The following is a 16,128-nucleotide window of genomic DNA, read 5'->3' on the forward strand; positions in this document are numbered from 1 at the left end:
CCATCGGTCGCTGCCTTTCGTCGTTACAGGGCGCCGGAACCTTTGCCAGGTGCCCACCACCAGGAAGGCACCTGAAGATGAACTTGGCGCAGATCGCCAAAGCCCCCGCCACATCCGACCGTCGGGTCCGCAGTTTCAGCGCGATACCCAGCCCGCACGATGTGTTGACCGAATTCCCGCTGGGGGAGCGCCGTGCGGAGCGGGTGGCCCGCGACCGCGATGAGATCGCTGACATCCTGGCCGGTCGTGACGACCGCCTGCTGGTCGTCGTCGGCCCGTGTTCGGTACACGACCCGGCGGCCGCGCTGGAGTACGCCAGCCGCCTGGTGAAGGTGGCCGATGAGCTCAAAGACCGGCTCAAGATCGTGATGCGGGTGTACTTCGAGAAGCCGCGCACCACCATCGGCTGGAAGGGCCTGATCAACGATCCGGGAATGGACGGCACCTTCGATGTGGCCCGCGGGCTGCGTATCGCCCGTCAACTGCTGCTCGACATCATCGACATCGGCCTGCCCGTCGGGTGCGAGTTCCTGGAACCGACCAGCCCGCAGTACATTGCCGATGCCGTGGCGTGGGGGGCCATCGGGGCCCGGACCACCGAGTCTCAGGTGCACCGCCAGTTGGCATCGGGCCTGTCGATGCCGGTCGGGTTCAAGAACGGTACCGACGGCAACATCCAGGTCGCGGTCGACGGGGTGAAAGCCGCTGCCGCCGAGCATGTTTTCTTCGGCATGGATGATCTGGGCCGTGGCGCTGTGGTGAGCACCGAAGGCAACGAGGACTGCCACGTCATCCTGCGCGGTGGAACCGACGGACCCAACTACGGGGCCGACGCAGTGGCCGAGGCCGCCGCCAAGCTGACCGGCGCCGGGCTGCCCGGTCGGGTTGTGATCGATTGCAGCCATGCCAATTCCGGTAAGGATCATGTCCGCCAGGCATCGGTGGCCGCGGAAGTGGCCCAGCTGGTGCGCGACGGGCTGCCGATCAGTGGTGTGATGCTGGAGAGCTTCCTGGTCGCCGGTGCGCAGTCGCCCGAGGCCCGGCCGCTCACCTACGGCCAGTCGGTCACCGACAAGTGCATGGATTGGGACGCAACCGACCTGGTGCTGCGAGAGCTGGCCAAGCGCGAGGGCTAATTCCCGGTCGGCTTGCGGTACCGGCCGCTGGGATCACGGTCGAAGTGGGGCGGATCAGTGGGGTCGAGTTCGATGAGGACGTCGTCGCCGGTGTCGTGCGGCGCACCGAAGACGACGAGGCGTGACCCCGCCAGCGGAACGCGAGCGTGATTGGCGACCATGTTCGCGATCACCGTCCGCCGTCCGGTCGAACCCTCGAATGCGACGGTGACGGTGAATTCGGGCTCGTCGCCGGTCCAGCGGTTCAGGAATTTCACGTTGCGCAGTACACCCGGCGAACGCACACCGTGCCGGCGCAGCGCCGCCAACCGGTCCTGGCGGCGACGGGTGTACCGGACGCCCCGCCACGCCGCGATTGTGGCGATCGCCGCGCCGGCCGAGCACACCACGCTGACCACCGCCAGCACCCCGCCGGTGAAATCTCTGAACCAGATCGCGGCGCCGAGCAACCCGACTGCGGCACCGGACAAGGCTGGTATCCATGCGATCCAATTGCCGGTCCTGCGTTGCCCAAACGTATCGCGGGCCTCGTCGGCGACGATGCTCGCGAGGATGGCGGGGAGAAACGAACCGACGATCGAGGCGACGCCCACCCACGTCGACGGATTGTGAGTCTGCATGCTGTGAAACCAGAAAGCCGCTCCGACGGCGACCGGAATCCACAGGATGAAGGTGAGCACGGCGAAGAATCGCAGTGTCTCCGACGGTTTGGTGATCGGCACCGTGATGCGACCGTGCTTCTCGATGGCGGAGAAGTGTGGGAGCGTGCTCTCCCACGTGGAGGACTGGGTGATGTCACTGGTCACGTGGTGCTCCCTACTTCCCGGAATCACCAGTATTGCCGTGAGCTCCGGAGTATCGCGCCCCGTGGACGGCTGATTCCGCCGGTTCTCACGAATTGTTCACAGCCTCAACATGGATCGGTTAGGCATCGCCTTCGCGGTCGGCTCCCAGTGGCGTGCCGGTGTCGACCTGCCAGCTTCCCGGCATCATCGGGATCGTGGTGCCGTTTCCGAAGGTGTCGTCGGCCAACGTGGTCATGCCGGCCGGTTCGGCAACGGTGGACTTCACTGCGGTGCCGGTGAATCCGAGGTTTCCGGCGCCGCTGTCGGAGGCGCTCGTGGTGACGGGCTGCTCGGGCGGCGCTGCGGCAGTGGCACCGTCGGCCGTCATGAACTCATAGCGGTAACCGCGGTCCTTTGCTGTCCCCGCGCGCCGCTTGCGGGCCTGAGCCCTTCGCTTGTTGATGGCGGCGGCGGTCGCCGCGGCTGCCGCAGAGGCCCCGACGGAGTCCGAGGCCTGGGCAGTGGCGCTGTATTTCGACGTCGAGCCGAATCCGAATCCTGCGCCCCCGCCCGGCACGGCATAGAGGGCGGTCTCGGCCCCGGCGGGCATCGGAGTGGGAGTTGACGGTGCAGGGGCGGCAGGCGCCGAGGTAGGCGCCGTCGTTGGTGCGGCGCCCGCAGCCACCGATGCCGGTGCCGAGGAGCCGGGAAGCGCGGCGACCGCGGGTTGCTCGGCGGGGGTGGCCGCCTCGGTGGGCGTGTCGATCGGAATGTCGTAAGCCTGTGCCAGCCCCACGATCCCGAGCAGGCCGAGCATCGCCGGGGAGGCCGCGGCGACCGCCGCGGCGTACAGCGGGGTGCCCAGTACGGCGAACACTGCCGTGTAGGCACCGAGGAAGAACACGTTGATATATGTGCTGAACAACAAGGACGGATCGGCGATGATCTCGGCGAGGACCTGCGGGATTCGCCAAGGCTCGAGAATGAATTGCCTGAGCTGGTCGTACATTCCGTAGAAGTGCTCAGATTGCCCGGCCAGCCAGTTCCCGATCGGGTCGTTGGCTTTGATCCACTCGATGAACTCCTCGTACGAACTGATCACGTCGCTCAAGCTGAGGGAAGAGCCCGATTCGCCGGCCCGGGCCACGGCGGCAGACTGCATCATCGTGGCCGATGCGGAACCTGCTTCCCCAACCCCCGGTGCGAGCAGTACCGGTGCCGCCGTGGACGGCGGTGCGGTCGCCACCGCAACCTCGGTGGACGACTGGTAGACGGTCATCGTGGTCGCGGCCTGAATCCACATCCGGACGTAGTCGGCCTCATTGACCGCGATGGGTACGGTGTTGATCCCGAAGAAGTTGGTGGCCACCAGCACACCGAGGGTCGCGCGATTGGCGGCCAGCTCCGCCAGTGTCGGCATGGCCGCCAGGGCGGCGGTGTACGAGGCCGCCGCGGTCTCGATCTGGGCGGCCACCCGTGCGCTACTTGCACTCGAGGCGCCCAGCCAGGCCAGGTAGGGGAGGTGTGCCGCCGTGTACCGCTCGGCGCTGGCACCTTCCCACGCCCCGGCCTGCACGGCGCCCACTAATGTAGTTAATTCGGTTGCAGCCGAGGAGTATTCGGTACTCAGCGAGCTCCATGCCCCCGCCGCCGCCAGCAGTGGTCCGGCGCCAGGACCACTGCTGAGCAGCGCTGAATGCACTTCGGGTGGCAGCGCCATCCACACCGGGGCGGTCATCGCAGACCACCGAAGACGGGCGAAGTGGCGTCGTTTGCCGAAGTGGGGATGGGGGTGCAGATAGTCATCGCATTGTCCGGGCAGTGCGTGCAGGTGGCCCGGTTCTCCTCTCGATCGCTTTGCCCCCCGGTGGCTAAGTATGGTTAGCATAAGCTAACTTTTGCCGATTTGGGGTATGAACTTGCTATGTACTTGCCGTAATCGTCAATTTGGGGCGGGCGAGATCAGCGGCGGTAAGCGGGCAGGTTGGCGGTGAGTTCGTCGAACAACGCCTGGTTCAGCGCGAAGGCCACCTTGACCTCATCGACGACGCGGTCGATGTCGTCCTGATCGAGGTCGAGGCCGTCGAGGCGGGCCCGGTAGGCATCCTTGTACGGCTTGGGGCGCATCGGAAATTCGTAGAAGGACAGGCCGGCGCCCTCTAGGTCGAAGGACCGGTCGAGCACCCGTCCGATGGCCTGGCCGCCCGACAGGTCACCGAGGTAGCGGGTGTAGTGGTGGGCCAGAAGGGCGCCACCCCAAGCAGATTCGGCGATCCGGGTGCAGTAGGCCTGGGCGGCGGGGGAGGAGACTTCGCGTGCTGAGTCCGGTGCCCAATGGTCGAGGTCGGCCTCGATGGTGCCCGACCGTTCCAGCATCGGGTCGTGGAAAGCGCCGATGACGGGGTCGGTCCGCCGGGCCCGGACCGTGTCCTCCAACGTGCGATAGACCGCGCGCAGTCGCAGCAGATAGTCGACGTAGCCCTGGCTGTTGAGCCGCCCGTTGAGCAACTCCGACATGAACGACGACTGCTCGGCGGCGGCGTGTTCGCTTCGCGAGTCCTCGCGCATCGCGACGGACAGCGATCGGACGGTCTCGGGGGCAACGGCGCTCGGCATACTCTGGCTCCAGGTGTTTTAACGACAGGTTGTCAACATCATGCCGACAATCTGTCAGGAAACCTAGCACCGGGTCGCGCGGCGTGGGGTCCTACGTTTTCGCGGACAGTGCGCGCAGGACAAACTGCTCGATGGCCGTCACCGGAAGGTGGCGTGGCGCCAGGCACGCATGAATCAGCGACATCGTGGCGGCCTCGTCGTCGATGGCGAACTGCCCGGAAGCCACGCCCTGGGACAGGATCTCGCGCAGCACGTCCTCGACGGCGACCACGTGGTCGCGGATGGCCAGCATGGTCTCGGTCGACAACGCACCGTAGAGCTGCATGCCCATGCCCATGTGGAATTCCTGCCCGGCCTCCAGCTGGTGACGGATGTAGACCTTCAGACGCTCGGCGGGGTCGTCGACCTCGGACAGGACGGCCCGCAATCCGTCGAGGTAACGGGTCGTCTCATGCGAGGCGAACGCGATCACCACCGATTCCTTGTCGGGGAAGTGGTGATAGATGGCCGTCCGCCCGATCCCGGCCTCGGCCGCGAGCTTGGCCATCGTGATCGCGTCGAAGCTGTGGTCGGCCATCAGTGCCGCGAAAGCCTCGAAGATGCGCTGTTGGACCAGCTCGCGGTGTTCTTCGACCGATGAGGCGCTGATCCTGGGCACGCTCGACTCTAACGCCGGCTCTGCCAGCGGATTCTGTTAGTCCAGGCTTAGCTGCCGGGCGGTGCCCGGGTGGTCCACTACAGTCTCGATACCCCAACCAATCGAAGGGCGGTACTTCGTGCTGCGTGCCCTGCGGGATTTTCCCCTCCGTGGGCGCGTGGTGACCGCCGCTCGCGCCCTGCATCCGGTCGGATTGTCGGTCGCGCTGCTGTTCTTCGCCTGGTCGATGAGCCCGTCACTGCTGCCGCGGGCCTGGTATCTGCAGGGGGTCGCGACGGGCATCAGCGTCGGGATCGGATACGGGCTGGGGTGCGCGACGGCGTGGGTGGTGCGGCGTTGCGGCATCAGTCCGCCATGGTCCTCGCGCACCCGACGGATCGGGTGGTGGACGCTGGCCGGTGCCGCCGTCGTGGTCGTCCCGACGTTTCTGGTGCTCGGGTCGTGGTGGCAGCAGATCCTGCGCGACCTGATCGGTATGCCGCGTGCTGAGCGGTCGTTCTACATCGTGGTGCTGTTCCTCGCCCTGGCGATTGCGCTGGCGCTCGTGGCTGCCGGGCGTGGATTACGGTGGGCCACCAATCGTTTGACCGATCTCGGCGGCCGGGTCGTACCCGGCCCGGTGGCTCGGTTGGCCGCGGTGGTGGTCGTGGTGGCGCTGGTGGTGATGGGGCTCGACGGAGCGCTACATCGCGGCCTGCTGAGCATGGCTGAACGTTCGGCCAAAGTGGCCGACAAGACCACGGCGCAGGGAGTGGTGCGGCCGACCGCGCCCGAACGCTCGGGTTCGCCGGCCTCGGCGCAGGCGTGGGACACCCTGGGGCGCGAAGGCCGTACGTTCGTGGCCGACGGACCTGGCGCCGAACAGATCTCGAAGGTCACGGGCGCCCCGGCGCGTACCCCGATCCGGGTGTACGCCGGACGCACCTCCTCCGACAGCGTCGAGGGCATCGCCGCGCAGGTGGTCGCCGAACTACGTCGTACACATGCCTTCGAGCGCAAGGTGCTGGCCGTGGTGACCACCACCGGGCGGGGCTGGGTGAACCCGAACGTGGCGGCTGCCCTCGAATACGTCAACGGCGGGGACACCGCGATCGCGTCCATGCAGTATTCGTTCCTGCCGAGCGCGCTCTCCTTCATCGCCGACCGGGAGACTCCGTCCTTGGCCGGCCAGGCGTTGTTCGAAGCGGTGCACCGGGTTTGGGCAGCGCTGCCGGAAGCCAAGCGGCCGAAACTGGTTGTGTTCGGTGAGAGCCTGGGTTCCTTCGGCGGCCAGTCGGCGTTCGCCTCCGGCGCCGATATCGTCAGCCGCACCGATGGCGCGTTGTTGGTGGGAACGCCCAACTTCGCGCAGCCGTGGGGCAGGCTCACCGCCAGCCGGGACCCCGGCTCGCCCGAACGCCTCCCGGTGATCGACGGAGGCCGCCACATCCGCTTTGCCTCCCGGACCTCTGATGTGAATCTGGCTGGACCCTGGGATTTTCCGCGCGTGGTGTTCTGGCAGCACGCCAGCGATCCGATCACGTGGTGGTCGTTCGACCTGTTGCTGCACCGCCCGGACTGGTTGCGGGAACCGCTGGGACCCGATGTGGACCCGGGGATGCGGTGGCTGCCGTTGGTCACCTTCTGGCAGGTGACGCTCGACATGATTTTCTCCGCCGACGTGCCCTACGGGTACGGACATGCCTTCGGTCCGGATGCCGCTGACCTGTGGGTCGACATCCTGGCACCGCGCGGATGGGACCCGGCGCTGACCCAGCGGATCCAGGACGCGATCGTGGGGGCCGCGCTGCCCGAGTGACCCAATTGTCCGGCGGACTTCGCATAGGCTGCGCATCCGTGGATGGACTGTTCGGGTGGGTCATCGGTGTGGTGTTTTTGTTCTGGCCGGTCTTGCTCGCGATCGGTGCTGTTGCGTGGCGCAACGAAGTGCTCGCCAAGCGGATTCGCGTGAACCAGGCTCAGCTCGGGATCCTCGTCGGACAGGCGATGGAGGAGGCTGCGCGCGGTCGCGAGCTGGGTACGGAGAAATCGTTCGTCGCATGGCGCGTCGACTGGGCCGAAGACGGTGTCATGCGAGTGCAGAACACCGGACGTGACAAGGCTCGCTCGGTCACAGCCAAGACGTCGAATTCCTCCGGGTCGGCCGAAAAGACCGTGAGTTCGGTGGGTCCGGGGGACTCCGTCAGCCTGGGTGTTGTGTTGGCCGCTGCAGGCGACACCGAGGTTGAGCTGACGTGGCGCACAGAGCTGGGCCGATGGACGACCGAGCGGTACGCGGTCAAGCGTTGATCGCACCTTTGAGCGGATGACGGGATTCGAACCCGCGACCCTCACCTTGGCAAGGTGATGCGCTACCAACTGCGCTACATCCGCGCGCCACGAGCGAGATCGTCGCCCGTCGCGAAGCCGAACACTAGCCCACCGATGCGCGCAGGCACAAATTCGTCGGTCTGACTTGCATTGTGGGGCAAGGAGAAAAGTGCGCACCGCGCCGAGGACCTCGGTGATAGGGATGCCGGCGGCAGGCGTCGGAGGGCAGTTCGTAGGATTCCTGGATGCCGCTCAACGTCGGTGAGACGTTCTCCGTGTTCCGGATCGTTCGACCGCTGGAGTCAGGTGGGACGGGGGAGGTCTACCTCGCCCAGCATCCCAGGCGTGGTGGCCGTGAGGTGTTGACGGTGCTGCCCGAGGACTGGTGCACCGAGCCCGGCTACCGGGAGCGGTTTCACCGCGAGGCGGATGGGGCCGCCACGTTGTGGCACCCGATCATCGCCAGGGTTCGTGGTCGCGGGGAACACGACGGTCAGTTCTGGATATCGACGGACTTCGTCGATGGCGCGGATCTCGCGGGTCTCCTCGATCAGCGGTACCCGAACGGCTTGCCGCGCGAGCAGGTTTTCCGCATCGTCATCGCGGTGGCCGGGGCGCTCGACTACGCACACAAGCACGGTTTGCTGCATCGCGACGTCGGGCCGGCCAACATCATCCTCACCGACATCGAGGGTGATGCCGAGTCGTGCGCCGTTCTGGTCGGTCTTGGTATCGCTCGCGACCTCCGGGCCGAGGACGGGCCCGGCTACCGCGCACCCGAACAGCTGATGGGGGAGGACGTCGACGGCCGTGCAGACCAGTACGCCCTGGCCTGCACCGCGTACCACCTATTGACCGGTACGCAACTGTTCGCCCACGCCAATCCCGCCGTCGTGGTCAGCCGCCACGTCAACTCCAAGCCGCCGGCGTTGGCCGAGATCCGGCCCGAGTTGGCCGATCTCGACCCCGTGCTGGCCAAAGCTCTGGCCAAGAACCCGGCTGACCGGTTCGCCAGCTGCGGTGCGTTCGCACATGCCCTGGCCGATGAAACCCCGTTGCCCGCGTTGACTTTGGTGCCTGCGCCGGCCGCCCCGACGCCCGCGCCCGAGTTTCGGTTACCTCAGAAACCAGGCTGGGTGCCCATCGCGGTGACCGCCGCCGTCTGTGTCATCGCCGGCGTCGGCATGTGGCAGCTCTGGCCGTCCGCCGACGCCGCAGCGAGTGAGCAGGCGAGCCCGCCGCCGAGCACAGCCGTTGCGAGCGCCACGAACGCGGTGGCGACCCCGGCGCCCAGCAGTCCGGTCTTCGACGGCCTCTACCGACTCGACTACGACAACCCCCACGCGACCCTCAACGGCAATCCGTGGCCGGCGGCCGGCAATCAAATCGCAAGCTACTGGTGGGCTTCCCGATCGACGTGCAAACCCTCGGGATGTGTTGCGACGTCGACGCGTATGGACAGCACCAACCATGCCGTCCCCTACCTCGAGGGCGGCGGCATGACGGCCGTGTTCCGCTTCGTCAACAATTCCTGGTTGGGCGATCCGGGGCGGGGTTCACTGCCCTGCGAGGCGCCGAACGCCGGCCAGGCGCAGGCAATGGACACGGCGTTGGCATTGACGCCGCAGCCGGACGGCGGGCTGGCCGGCGCTCAAACCACCACCATCCAATCCAACGAGTGCGGGTTGCAAGGCGCGGTGATCACCGTGCCCGTTCGTGCCACCCGGCTCGAGGATGTTCCACCCGGCAACCCGGTCGCCGACCCTGCCGCGGTCGCCGAATTGCCGCCACCCGCTCCTCAATTGCCCCCGCCGGTACCGGCTGGCCCGCCACCGCCGCTTGCGCCGCCTCCGCCACCGCTGCCGGCCGCCCCTCCGTTGGCGCCGCCGCCGGCGATCGGCGCGATCTTGCCGAACCCCATGCCACCCGCCGCTCCGCCACTCCCGCCGGCGTAGATGCCGGGGCCGGGCGGCAACAGGAATTCAGCCGCTCTGCCGAAAAGCGCCGCCCGGGTGCTACTTACGTGCTGGCCGACGCTCTTGCCCCCGGTCCCTCATAAGGCTTGAGTGTCCATGCGGGGATCCAGTGGGTCACTGTCTTCTCGTTCGCGCCAAAGCGAATGGGGTACGTGACGAGGCCCCACCATTGGCCTTGTTCACACAGCGCCCAGCAGGTCAACGTGCCTTCGACAACTTTGTTCATCTGGATCCCCAGCGGGTGGTAGCGGCCCGTGAGGTGTGGTTCGCGGGGGAACAGAGCGACCAGATCGACCAGGACGGGCGCGGGTGGCCGTACGACGCGGAACGCGTCACGGACGGGTTGCCCGCCGTAGCCGATCGCCTGCATGTCACCCACATATCGATCATATGTTCGAAGGTGATCGAACGAGATGCCATCGCGTATGACGTCGGCCCATCAGTCTGTGTGTTCGCGAATTATCGAGGGCTGCAGGGAAGTCGAACTTGTGCAGACAAACAAGAAAGGCCCGGAATACCGGGCCTGACCTGCGAAGATATGGTGCGCGATACTGGGATTGAACCAGTGACCTCTTCCGTGTCAGGGAAGCGCTCTCCCGCTGAGCTAATCGCGCGGGTTGAATCTCTTTCTTGGAGGTGGAGACGGGAATCGAACCCGTGTGCACGGCTTTGCAGGCCGTTGCCTCACCACTCGGCCACTCCACCAATGGGGTTGATGCCACAAATCGCACCTTCGAGCGGATGACGGGATTCGAACCCGCGACCCTCACCTTGGCAAGGTGATGCGCTACCAACTGCGCTACATCCGCGCGCCACGAGCGAGATCGTCGCCCGTCGCGATGCAGAACATTAGTCCACCGAAGTGCGCAGACACAAATCCCCATTACGAGCGGGCAACGTGCGGCCAAAAACGGTGTTTCAGAACAGGTGATAAGCCGCCTGCGAGAGGGTGAATCCATGGCGGGTCTTGGTGTCGACACATGTGATGCCGGTCCCAGCGCTCTCGCAGCGGAGCGTGCCGGCGGTGATCGAGTCTCGGTAGCCCAGTTGGACACCCGCACTCGGCGTGGTGTCGCCGGCGCAGACGAATTGCGCGGGACGCCCCGGGCTGAGCGTGATCCCGTGGCCGTAGTCGAACGCACAGCTGGCCGGTCGCAGTGGTGGGGCCCAGTTACGTTCGGCGATGTCGCAGCGCGCCGTCGTGGCATCAAGGTGGCACCGCACGTTGCCCGAGGGTGAGCTGAAGCCGGTCGGCCCCGTGACCTGCCGGTTCACCAGGTCGGCGACGCTCTGGATGTTGGGCGTTACGGCCGGAACTCGATCTGTCATGGGGTCTGGGGCGCTGTGGCAGCCCGAAAACAGTGCACTAGCAGCAAAAACGGCGCCGCCGACCGCCGGCCAGCGGACCTGCAGGTGAACCATGACGGGTGACCATACGCCCGCATCGGCGTGCATATTTGGCAAATCAAACAAGTCGAATGCGTGGGCGCCGATTCGGGGCTGACCGCCCACGCGTGCTAGTGTTCGACGTCGTTCCCACGGTCTCGTAGCTCAGTGGGAGAGCGTCCGCCTCACACGCGGAAGGTCGCTGGTTCGATACCAGCCGGGACCACCATCATCACAAACGGCTTCGGAGAAATCCGGGGCCGTTTTTTAGTGGCCGGACACACACGTCGGCGTGACCGAGTGTTGTCCGTCCGATTCGGTAGGGTCCTCCGACGTGACTCAGAGCGTGACCGTCGGAACCATCAAATCCGTAACTGCCCGTCTGGCCGAGGAACTCGCCGTGCGTGAGGGGCAGGTCGTCGCCACAGTGGCCCTGCTGGACGAGGGCGCAACGGTGCCGTTCATCGCCCGGTACCGCAAGGAGGTCACCGGCAGCCTCGACGACGGCCAGCTGCGCCTCCTGGAGGAGCGCCTGGGTTACCTGCGTGAGCTCGACCAGCGTCGAGAGGCAGTGCTGGCCTCCATCGAGGAGCAGGGCAAGCTCACCGACGAGCTGCGGACGGCTCTGATGGCCGCCGACACCAAGGCTCGGGTCGAGGACATCTACCTGCCCTACAAGCCCAAACGTCGCACCAAGGCGCAGATCGCGAAGGAAGCCGGCCTGGAACCGCTGGCAGAGCGGCTGCTGGCCGATCCGACGCTGGTGCCCGACGAGGTTGCCGGCGAGTTCCTCAACGACGAGATCGCCGACGCGCCGGCGGCGCTCGAAGGGGCTCGCCACATCATCATCGAGCGGGCCTCCGAGGACGCCGAGTTGGTCGGCGCGACTCGCGAGAAGTTCTGGGCCGACGGATCGCTGCGCACTGCGCCGTGGTCCGAGGAAGCGGCGAAAAGCCCCGCCGCGCAAAAATTCCGGGACTACTTCGAGTTCTCCGAACCGCTGGAGAACATGCCGTCGCACCGGGTGCTCGCCGTGCTGCGCGGCGAGAAGGAACAGGCACTGTCACTGAACTTCGACGGTGGCGAGGACGAGCTGTACCAGGCGATGATCGCCCAATCGCTCGGCATCGACATGGCCGCCAAGGCCCCGGCCACTCCGTGGTTGACCACCACCGTGCGGCTGGCCTGGCGCGCGAAGCTGATGATCTCGGCCGCGGTGGACGCCCGCATCCGGCTCCGTCAGCGCGCCGAGGAGGAGGCGGTGGCGGTGTTCGCCCGCAACCTCAAGGACCTGCTGCTGGCCGCACCGGCCGGCACCCGCACCACCCTGGGCTTGGACCCGGGTTTCCGCACCGGGGTCAAGGTCGCCGTAGTCGACGCGACCGGCAAGGTCGTCGACACCTGCGCGATCTTCCCGCACCAGCCGCAGAAGCAGTGGGACCAGTCGAAAGCCGTCCTGGCGGCGCTGATCGCCCGGCACAACGTCGAGTTGATCGCCGTCGGCAACGGGACGGCCTCGCGTGAGACCGATGCCCTGGCCAGTGAGCTGATCGCCGACATCCGGTCCGCGGGGGCGAAGGCGCCGGTGACGGCCATGGTCAGCGAGGCGGGTGCGTCGGTGTACTCGGCGTCGGAATACGCGGCCCGCGAGATGCCGAACCTCGATGTGACGCTGCGCGGCGCGGTCTCGATCGCCCGCCGGCTGCAGGATCCGCTGGCGGAGCTGGTGAAGATCGATCCGAAGTCGATCGGGGTGGGGCAGTACCAGCACGACGTGACGCCGGGCTCGTTGGCGCGCAGCCTCAATGCGGTTGTCGAAGATGCGGTGAACGCGGTGGGAGTGGATCTCAACACCGCTTCGGTGCCGCTGCTGGCCCGGGTCTCGGGGGTTACCGAATCCTTGGCCGAGGCCATCGTGGCGCACCGCGAGAGCGCCGGCGCGTTCCGTAGCCGTAAGGCGCTGCTGGATGTTCCGCGCCTGGGCCCCAAGGCCTTCGAGCAGTGCGCGGGCTTCCTGCGGATCCGCGACGGTGAGGACCCACTGGACGCTTCCGGGGTGCACCCCGAGTCCTACCCGGTGGTGCGGCGCATCCTGGACCGCTCCAACGTGACGCTGGCCGAGTTGATCGGTGACGAGCGCACCCTGCGGAAGCTCAAGCCTGCCGAGTTCGCCGACGAGCGGTTCGGTGTGCCCACGGTGACCGACATCCTGGCCGAACTGGAGAAGCCGGGGCGTGATCCGCGTCCGGCGTTCTCCACGGCCACCTTCGCTGCCGGTGTCGAGAAGGTCGGGGACCTCAAGCCCGGCATGGTCCTGGAGGGTGTGGTGACCAACGTGGCGGCCTTCGGTGCATTCGTCGACGTGGGTGTGCACCAGGACGGGCTCGTGCACGTCTCGGCCATGGCCGACCGGTTCGTCTCCGACCCACACGAGGTGGTGAAGTCCGGACAGGTGGTCAAGGTCAAGGTTGTCGAAGTCGACGTGGAGCGGCAGCGCATCGGCTTGACCCTGAGGCTCAACGACACCCCGCAGCAGGGCAAGCGGCCCGACCGGGGCGGCCAAGGCGCCCAGGGTGGTCAGGGAGGCCAGAACCGCGGCGGAAATCAGAGCCGGGGCGGGGATCGGCGAAACCAGAACCGCGGCAACAACTCCGGGCGTCGCGAGACCAGCCAACCGACGGGGTCGATGGCCGAGGCGCTGCGTAACGCCGGTTTCGGAAAGTAGCGGTTACGACGTCTGCTCCGGGGCCTGGTCGGCCCCGGAGTGGTGGCGACGCCACGAGCGGTAGCCGCGGTGGGCGGCGAACGCCCCGATGACGGCGGTGACACACCACACGCCGATCGCGGTGTAGGCCAACGGTGCCGAAAGGTCACCGATGGACGCGCCCAGTGCGGTGTAGACGAATGCGCGCGGCACCGAGCCGATGAAGGCCCCGGCCGCCATCTGCCACAACGGCACACCGAATGCCCCGAAGGCGTAGGAGGCCAGGGCGTCGGACAGGCCTGGAACAAAACGCTGCCCGACGACCGCCCACAGGCCGCCCCGCTGGATCTGGTGGTCCAGCCGGTCCGCCCGCTGCGCCCCGAGTAGGGCCCGGGCACTGTCACGGCCGGCGCGCCGACCAACGAGGCTGGCCACTACGGCCGTGCCCACCGTGGCGCCCAAGGTCACGAAGGTGCCCAGGACCGGGCCGAACAGCACACCGCTTCCCGCGGCCAAGATCGGGCCGGGGACGAACAGCGCGCCGAGACAGGCCGAGACCACGACGTAGGCCAGTGGTGCAGCGGGTCCCGTCGAGGCGACCAGGGCCCGGATGTCGTCGACATCGATGACGCGGGCCACGGCCACCAGGTAGAACAGGCCGAACAGAAATGCCGCGAAGGCGACGAGCCGCAGTATGTGCGGTCGCCGGTTGATGGCGGGGGGATTGGCGTCAGTCATGTCGGCCACGATTGTTCCGCATCGTGCGACATCTCGACGCGTAGCGTGAGGTCAGATGCGGGTGCGACGAGAGGACGGAAGGAATAGGAGATGGACATCGCATTGGTGACCACCACAAGAGGGCCGTTCGACGAGGCTGTCGCTCGCACGAGAGAAGCGCTGGCCGGCCAGGGGTTCGGGGTGTTGACCGAGATCGATATCAGGGCGACGCTGAATGCCAAACTAGGCGGTGGTGCCGGCGAGGCCTTGGGGGACTATCTGATCCTGGGTGCCTGCAACCCTCAGTTCGCGCAGCAGGCGCTCAACGCGTTTCCGCAGATCGGCGTGCTGTTGCCGTGCAATGTGGTGCTGCGCGCCGGTCCTGGTGATGACGCGGTGATCGTCGTCGAGGCGATGAATCCCAGCCTGATGCCCGAGGTGACTGACGCGCCGGCCCTGGTCGATATCGCGGCCGAAGTCGGCCGACGCCTGCAGGCAGCACTCGACACTCTGTAGGAGCCGAGTCACCCCGACGCCGCGTCGATCACCCCGTCGAGAATCTCGCGTGACGTCGACAAGTCCCGGATCGCCTGCTCGAGCCGGTTGCGTTCGGCGGAAAGCTCGCTCAGTAGGCGGGGTGTGGCCTCCGGGGCAGGTCCGCCGTCGGCATCGCGCATACACGGCAGGAGCGATGAGATGGTGCGGCTGTGCAACCCTGCCGCGTAGAGCTCCTGGATGCGTATCACGCGGTCGACGGCATTCTCCAGATACTCGCGTTGCCCGCCCGGGGTGCGGTCGGACACCAACAGGCCCTGCTCCTCGTAATAGCGCAGCGACCGTTGGCTGACCCCGGTGCGGTGCGCGAGTTCGCCTATACGCATATGCCAGTTATACCGACGTGACTTGACCCTGACATCGGTGTCAGCTCGTACCGTTCGTCATGACCACGTCGCAGCCGCCTTTCACCTACAGCCCCATCACTGAACGCGCGCCGATCCATTGGCCCGGTGGCGCGCGTGTCGCGGTGTACATCGGACTCAACGTCGAACACTTCCTCGCCGACCGGCCCTCGACGAGTATCTGGCCGGGCACCGCGGAGCTGACCCCGGATGCGCTCAACTACGGCTGGCGCGATTACGGCGCCCGAGTGGGGATTTGGCGCATGATCGAGGCCCTCGACCGGTACGGTGTACAACCCAGTGTGCTGCTGAATTCGGCTGTCATCGAACACCATCCGCAGATCGTGGCCGCCGGTGTGGAACGCAATTGGACATGGCTGGCGCACGGGCAGACCAATTCGATACTGCACACCGGTTTCGGCGTCGGGGAGGAGCGTCGGATTCTCGCCAGGATCGCGGACGACATCACGGATGCGACGGGCCGGCGCCCGCGCGGCTGGATGGGGCCGGGCTTGACCGAAACCGCTCACACCCCGGAATTGTTGGCCGAACTCGGTTTTCACTATGTCCTCGACTGGACCAACGATGACCAGCCGTACCCGCTGATAGTCCCAGACATGCTCAGCGTGCCGTATTCGGTGGAACTCAACGACCTTCTGATTTTCGGAAAAGGTTTCACCGGGCCCGAGTTCGTGCAGATGGTGATCGACCAGTACGAGCAGCTGCATGCGGACTCCGCTACCAGTGGTCGGGTAATGGCGTTGGCGCTGCATCCGTTCGTGATCGGACAACCCTTCCGGCACAAGTACCTCGAGCAGGTCCTGGAGTACCTTGCCGCGCAACCTGATGCGTGGTTGACGACCAGCGACGAGATCGCGGCAACCCAACGGATTGATTGCGAACGCCAGTAACCGCAGCACGATTGGGCTCACAATGCTGGA

Annotated in this window: 15 protein-coding genes and 5 tRNA genes; 8 read left to right on the forward strand and 12 right to left on the reverse strand. The window is 66.7% G+C overall.

Features of this window, described 5'->3' with window-relative positions:
- The first annotated feature begins 77 nt into the window (after positions 1-77).
- A complete protein-coding gene (locus ACZYZF_RS01705; protein ID WP_463745626.1) occupies positions 78-1,136 on the forward strand; it encodes a 3-deoxy-7-phosphoheptulonate synthase in 1,059 nt (352 codons plus the stop codon).
- Here ACZYZF_RS01705 and ACZYZF_RS01710 read toward each other — a convergent pair.
- From ACZYZF_RS01710 to ACZYZF_RS01725, 4 genes are all read right to left on the reverse strand, one after another.
- Entirely contained in the window at positions 1,133-1,942 is an 810-nt protein-coding gene (locus ACZYZF_RS01710) for a hypothetical protein (protein ID WP_463745627.1), read from the reverse strand. The genes ACZYZF_RS01705 and ACZYZF_RS01710 overlap by 4 nt on opposite strands.
- A 118-nt stretch (positions 1,943-2,060) precedes the next feature.
- On the reverse strand, positions 2,061-3,659 hold the full coding sequence (locus ACZYZF_RS01715; RefSeq protein ID WP_463745628.1) for a PPE domain-containing protein: 1,599 nt from the start codon (positions 3,657-3,659) through the stop codon (positions 2,061-2,063).
- A 224-nt stretch (positions 3,660-3,883) separates the two neighbouring features.
- On the reverse strand, positions 3,884-4,537 hold the full coding sequence (locus tag ACZYZF_RS01720) for a biliverdin-producing heme oxygenase (protein WP_463745629.1): 654 nt from the start codon (positions 4,535-4,537) through the stop codon (positions 3,884-3,886).
- Positions 4,538-4,628: 91 nt separating this feature from the next.
- Entirely contained in the window at positions 4,629-5,195 is a 567-nt protein-coding gene (locus tag ACZYZF_RS01725) for a TetR/AcrR family transcriptional regulator (protein WP_463745630.1), read from the reverse strand.
- 160 nt (positions 5,196-5,355) lie between these two features.
- On the opposite strand from ACZYZF_RS01725, the gene ACZYZF_RS01730 reads away from it, so the two are divergent.
- Entirely contained in the window at positions 5,356-6,993 is a 1,638-nt protein-coding gene (locus tag ACZYZF_RS01730) for an alpha/beta hydrolase (RefSeq protein ID WP_463781822.1), read from the forward strand.
- A gap of 38 nt (positions 6,994-7,031) precedes the next feature.
- Positions 7,032-7,484: a hypothetical protein gene (locus tag ACZYZF_RS01735; protein ID WP_463745632.1), complete on the forward strand. Its 453-nt coding sequence runs from the start codon at positions 7,032-7,034 to the stop codon at positions 7,482-7,484.
- Between the two features lie 11 nt (positions 7,485-7,495).
- Here the strand turns inward: ACZYZF_RS01735 and ACZYZF_RS01740 are convergent.
- Positions 7,496-7,568: transfer RNA gene (locus ACZYZF_RS01740), tRNA-Gly, on the reverse strand.
- 182 nt (positions 7,569-7,750) lie between these two features.
- On the opposite strand from ACZYZF_RS01740, the gene ACZYZF_RS01745 reads away from it, so the two are divergent.
- Positions 7,751-9,460, forward strand: a complete 1,710-nt coding sequence (locus ACZYZF_RS01745; RefSeq protein ID WP_463745633.1) for a serine/threonine-protein kinase — start codon at positions 7,751-7,753, stop codon at positions 9,458-9,460.
- A gap of 64 nt (positions 9,461-9,524) precedes the next feature.
- On the opposite strand, the gene ACZYZF_RS01750 is transcribed toward ACZYZF_RS01745, so the two are convergent.
- From ACZYZF_RS01750 to ACZYZF_RS01770, 5 genes are all read right to left on the reverse strand, one after another.
- Positions 9,525-9,851, reverse strand: a complete 327-nt coding sequence (locus ACZYZF_RS01750; protein WP_463745976.1) for a hypothetical protein — start codon at positions 9,849-9,851, stop codon at positions 9,525-9,527.
- A gap of 169 nt (positions 9,852-10,020) precedes the next feature.
- Positions 10,021-10,095: transfer RNA gene (locus ACZYZF_RS01755), tRNA-Val, on the reverse strand.
- 17 nt (positions 10,096-10,112) lie between these two features.
- Positions 10,113-10,186: transfer RNA gene (locus tag ACZYZF_RS01760), tRNA-Cys, on the reverse strand.
- 31 nt (positions 10,187-10,217) lie between these two features.
- Positions 10,218-10,290: transfer RNA gene (locus ACZYZF_RS01765), tRNA-Gly, on the reverse strand.
- Positions 10,291-10,399: 109 nt separating this feature from the next.
- A complete protein-coding gene (locus ACZYZF_RS01770; RefSeq protein ID WP_463745634.1) occupies positions 10,400-10,810 on the reverse strand; it encodes a hypothetical protein in 411 nt (136 codons plus the stop codon).
- A 211-nt stretch (positions 10,811-11,021) separates the two neighbouring features.
- Here ACZYZF_RS01770 and ACZYZF_RS01775 point away from each other — a divergent pair.
- Positions 11,022-11,096, forward strand: a tRNA-Val gene (locus ACZYZF_RS01775).
- A gap of 105 nt (positions 11,097-11,201) precedes the next feature.
- On the forward strand, positions 11,202-13,592 hold the full coding sequence (locus tag ACZYZF_RS01780; protein ID WP_463745635.1) for a Tex family protein: 2,391 nt from the start codon (positions 11,202-11,204) through the stop codon (positions 13,590-13,592).
- Positions 13,593-13,595: 3 nt separating this feature from the next.
- Here ACZYZF_RS01780 and ACZYZF_RS01785 read toward each other — a convergent pair whose 3' ends face one another.
- The gene (locus ACZYZF_RS01785; protein ID WP_463745636.1) at positions 13,596-14,309 is read right to left on the reverse strand and encodes a TVP38/TMEM64 family protein; all 714 of its coding nucleotides are present in this window, start codon (positions 14,307-14,309) and stop codon (positions 13,596-13,598) included.
- 90 nt (positions 14,310-14,399) lie between these two features.
- On the opposite strand from ACZYZF_RS01785, the gene ACZYZF_RS01790 reads away from it, so the two are divergent.
- A complete protein-coding gene (locus tag ACZYZF_RS01790) occupies positions 14,400-14,804 on the forward strand; it encodes a DUF302 domain-containing protein (RefSeq protein ID WP_463745637.1) in 405 nt (134 codons plus the stop codon).
- Between the two features lie 8 nt (positions 14,805-14,812).
- Here the strand turns inward: ACZYZF_RS01790 and ACZYZF_RS01795 are convergent, their stop codons facing one another.
- Positions 14,813-15,169 (reverse strand): MerR family transcriptional regulator, encoded by a 357-nt coding sequence (locus tag ACZYZF_RS01795; RefSeq protein WP_463745638.1) that lies wholly within the window; start codon positions 15,167-15,169, stop codon positions 14,813-14,815.
- A gap of 59 nt (positions 15,170-15,228) precedes the next feature.
- Between ACZYZF_RS01795 and ACZYZF_RS01800 the strand changes: the two genes are divergently transcribed.
- Positions 15,229-16,098, forward strand: a complete 870-nt coding sequence (locus ACZYZF_RS01800) for a polysaccharide deacetylase family protein (RefSeq protein ID WP_463745639.1) — start codon at positions 15,229-15,231, stop codon at positions 16,096-16,098.
- The last annotated feature ends 30 nt before the right edge of the window (positions 16,099-16,128 follow it).

This window comes from Mycobacterium sp. IDUB_24, assembly GCF_055419385.1.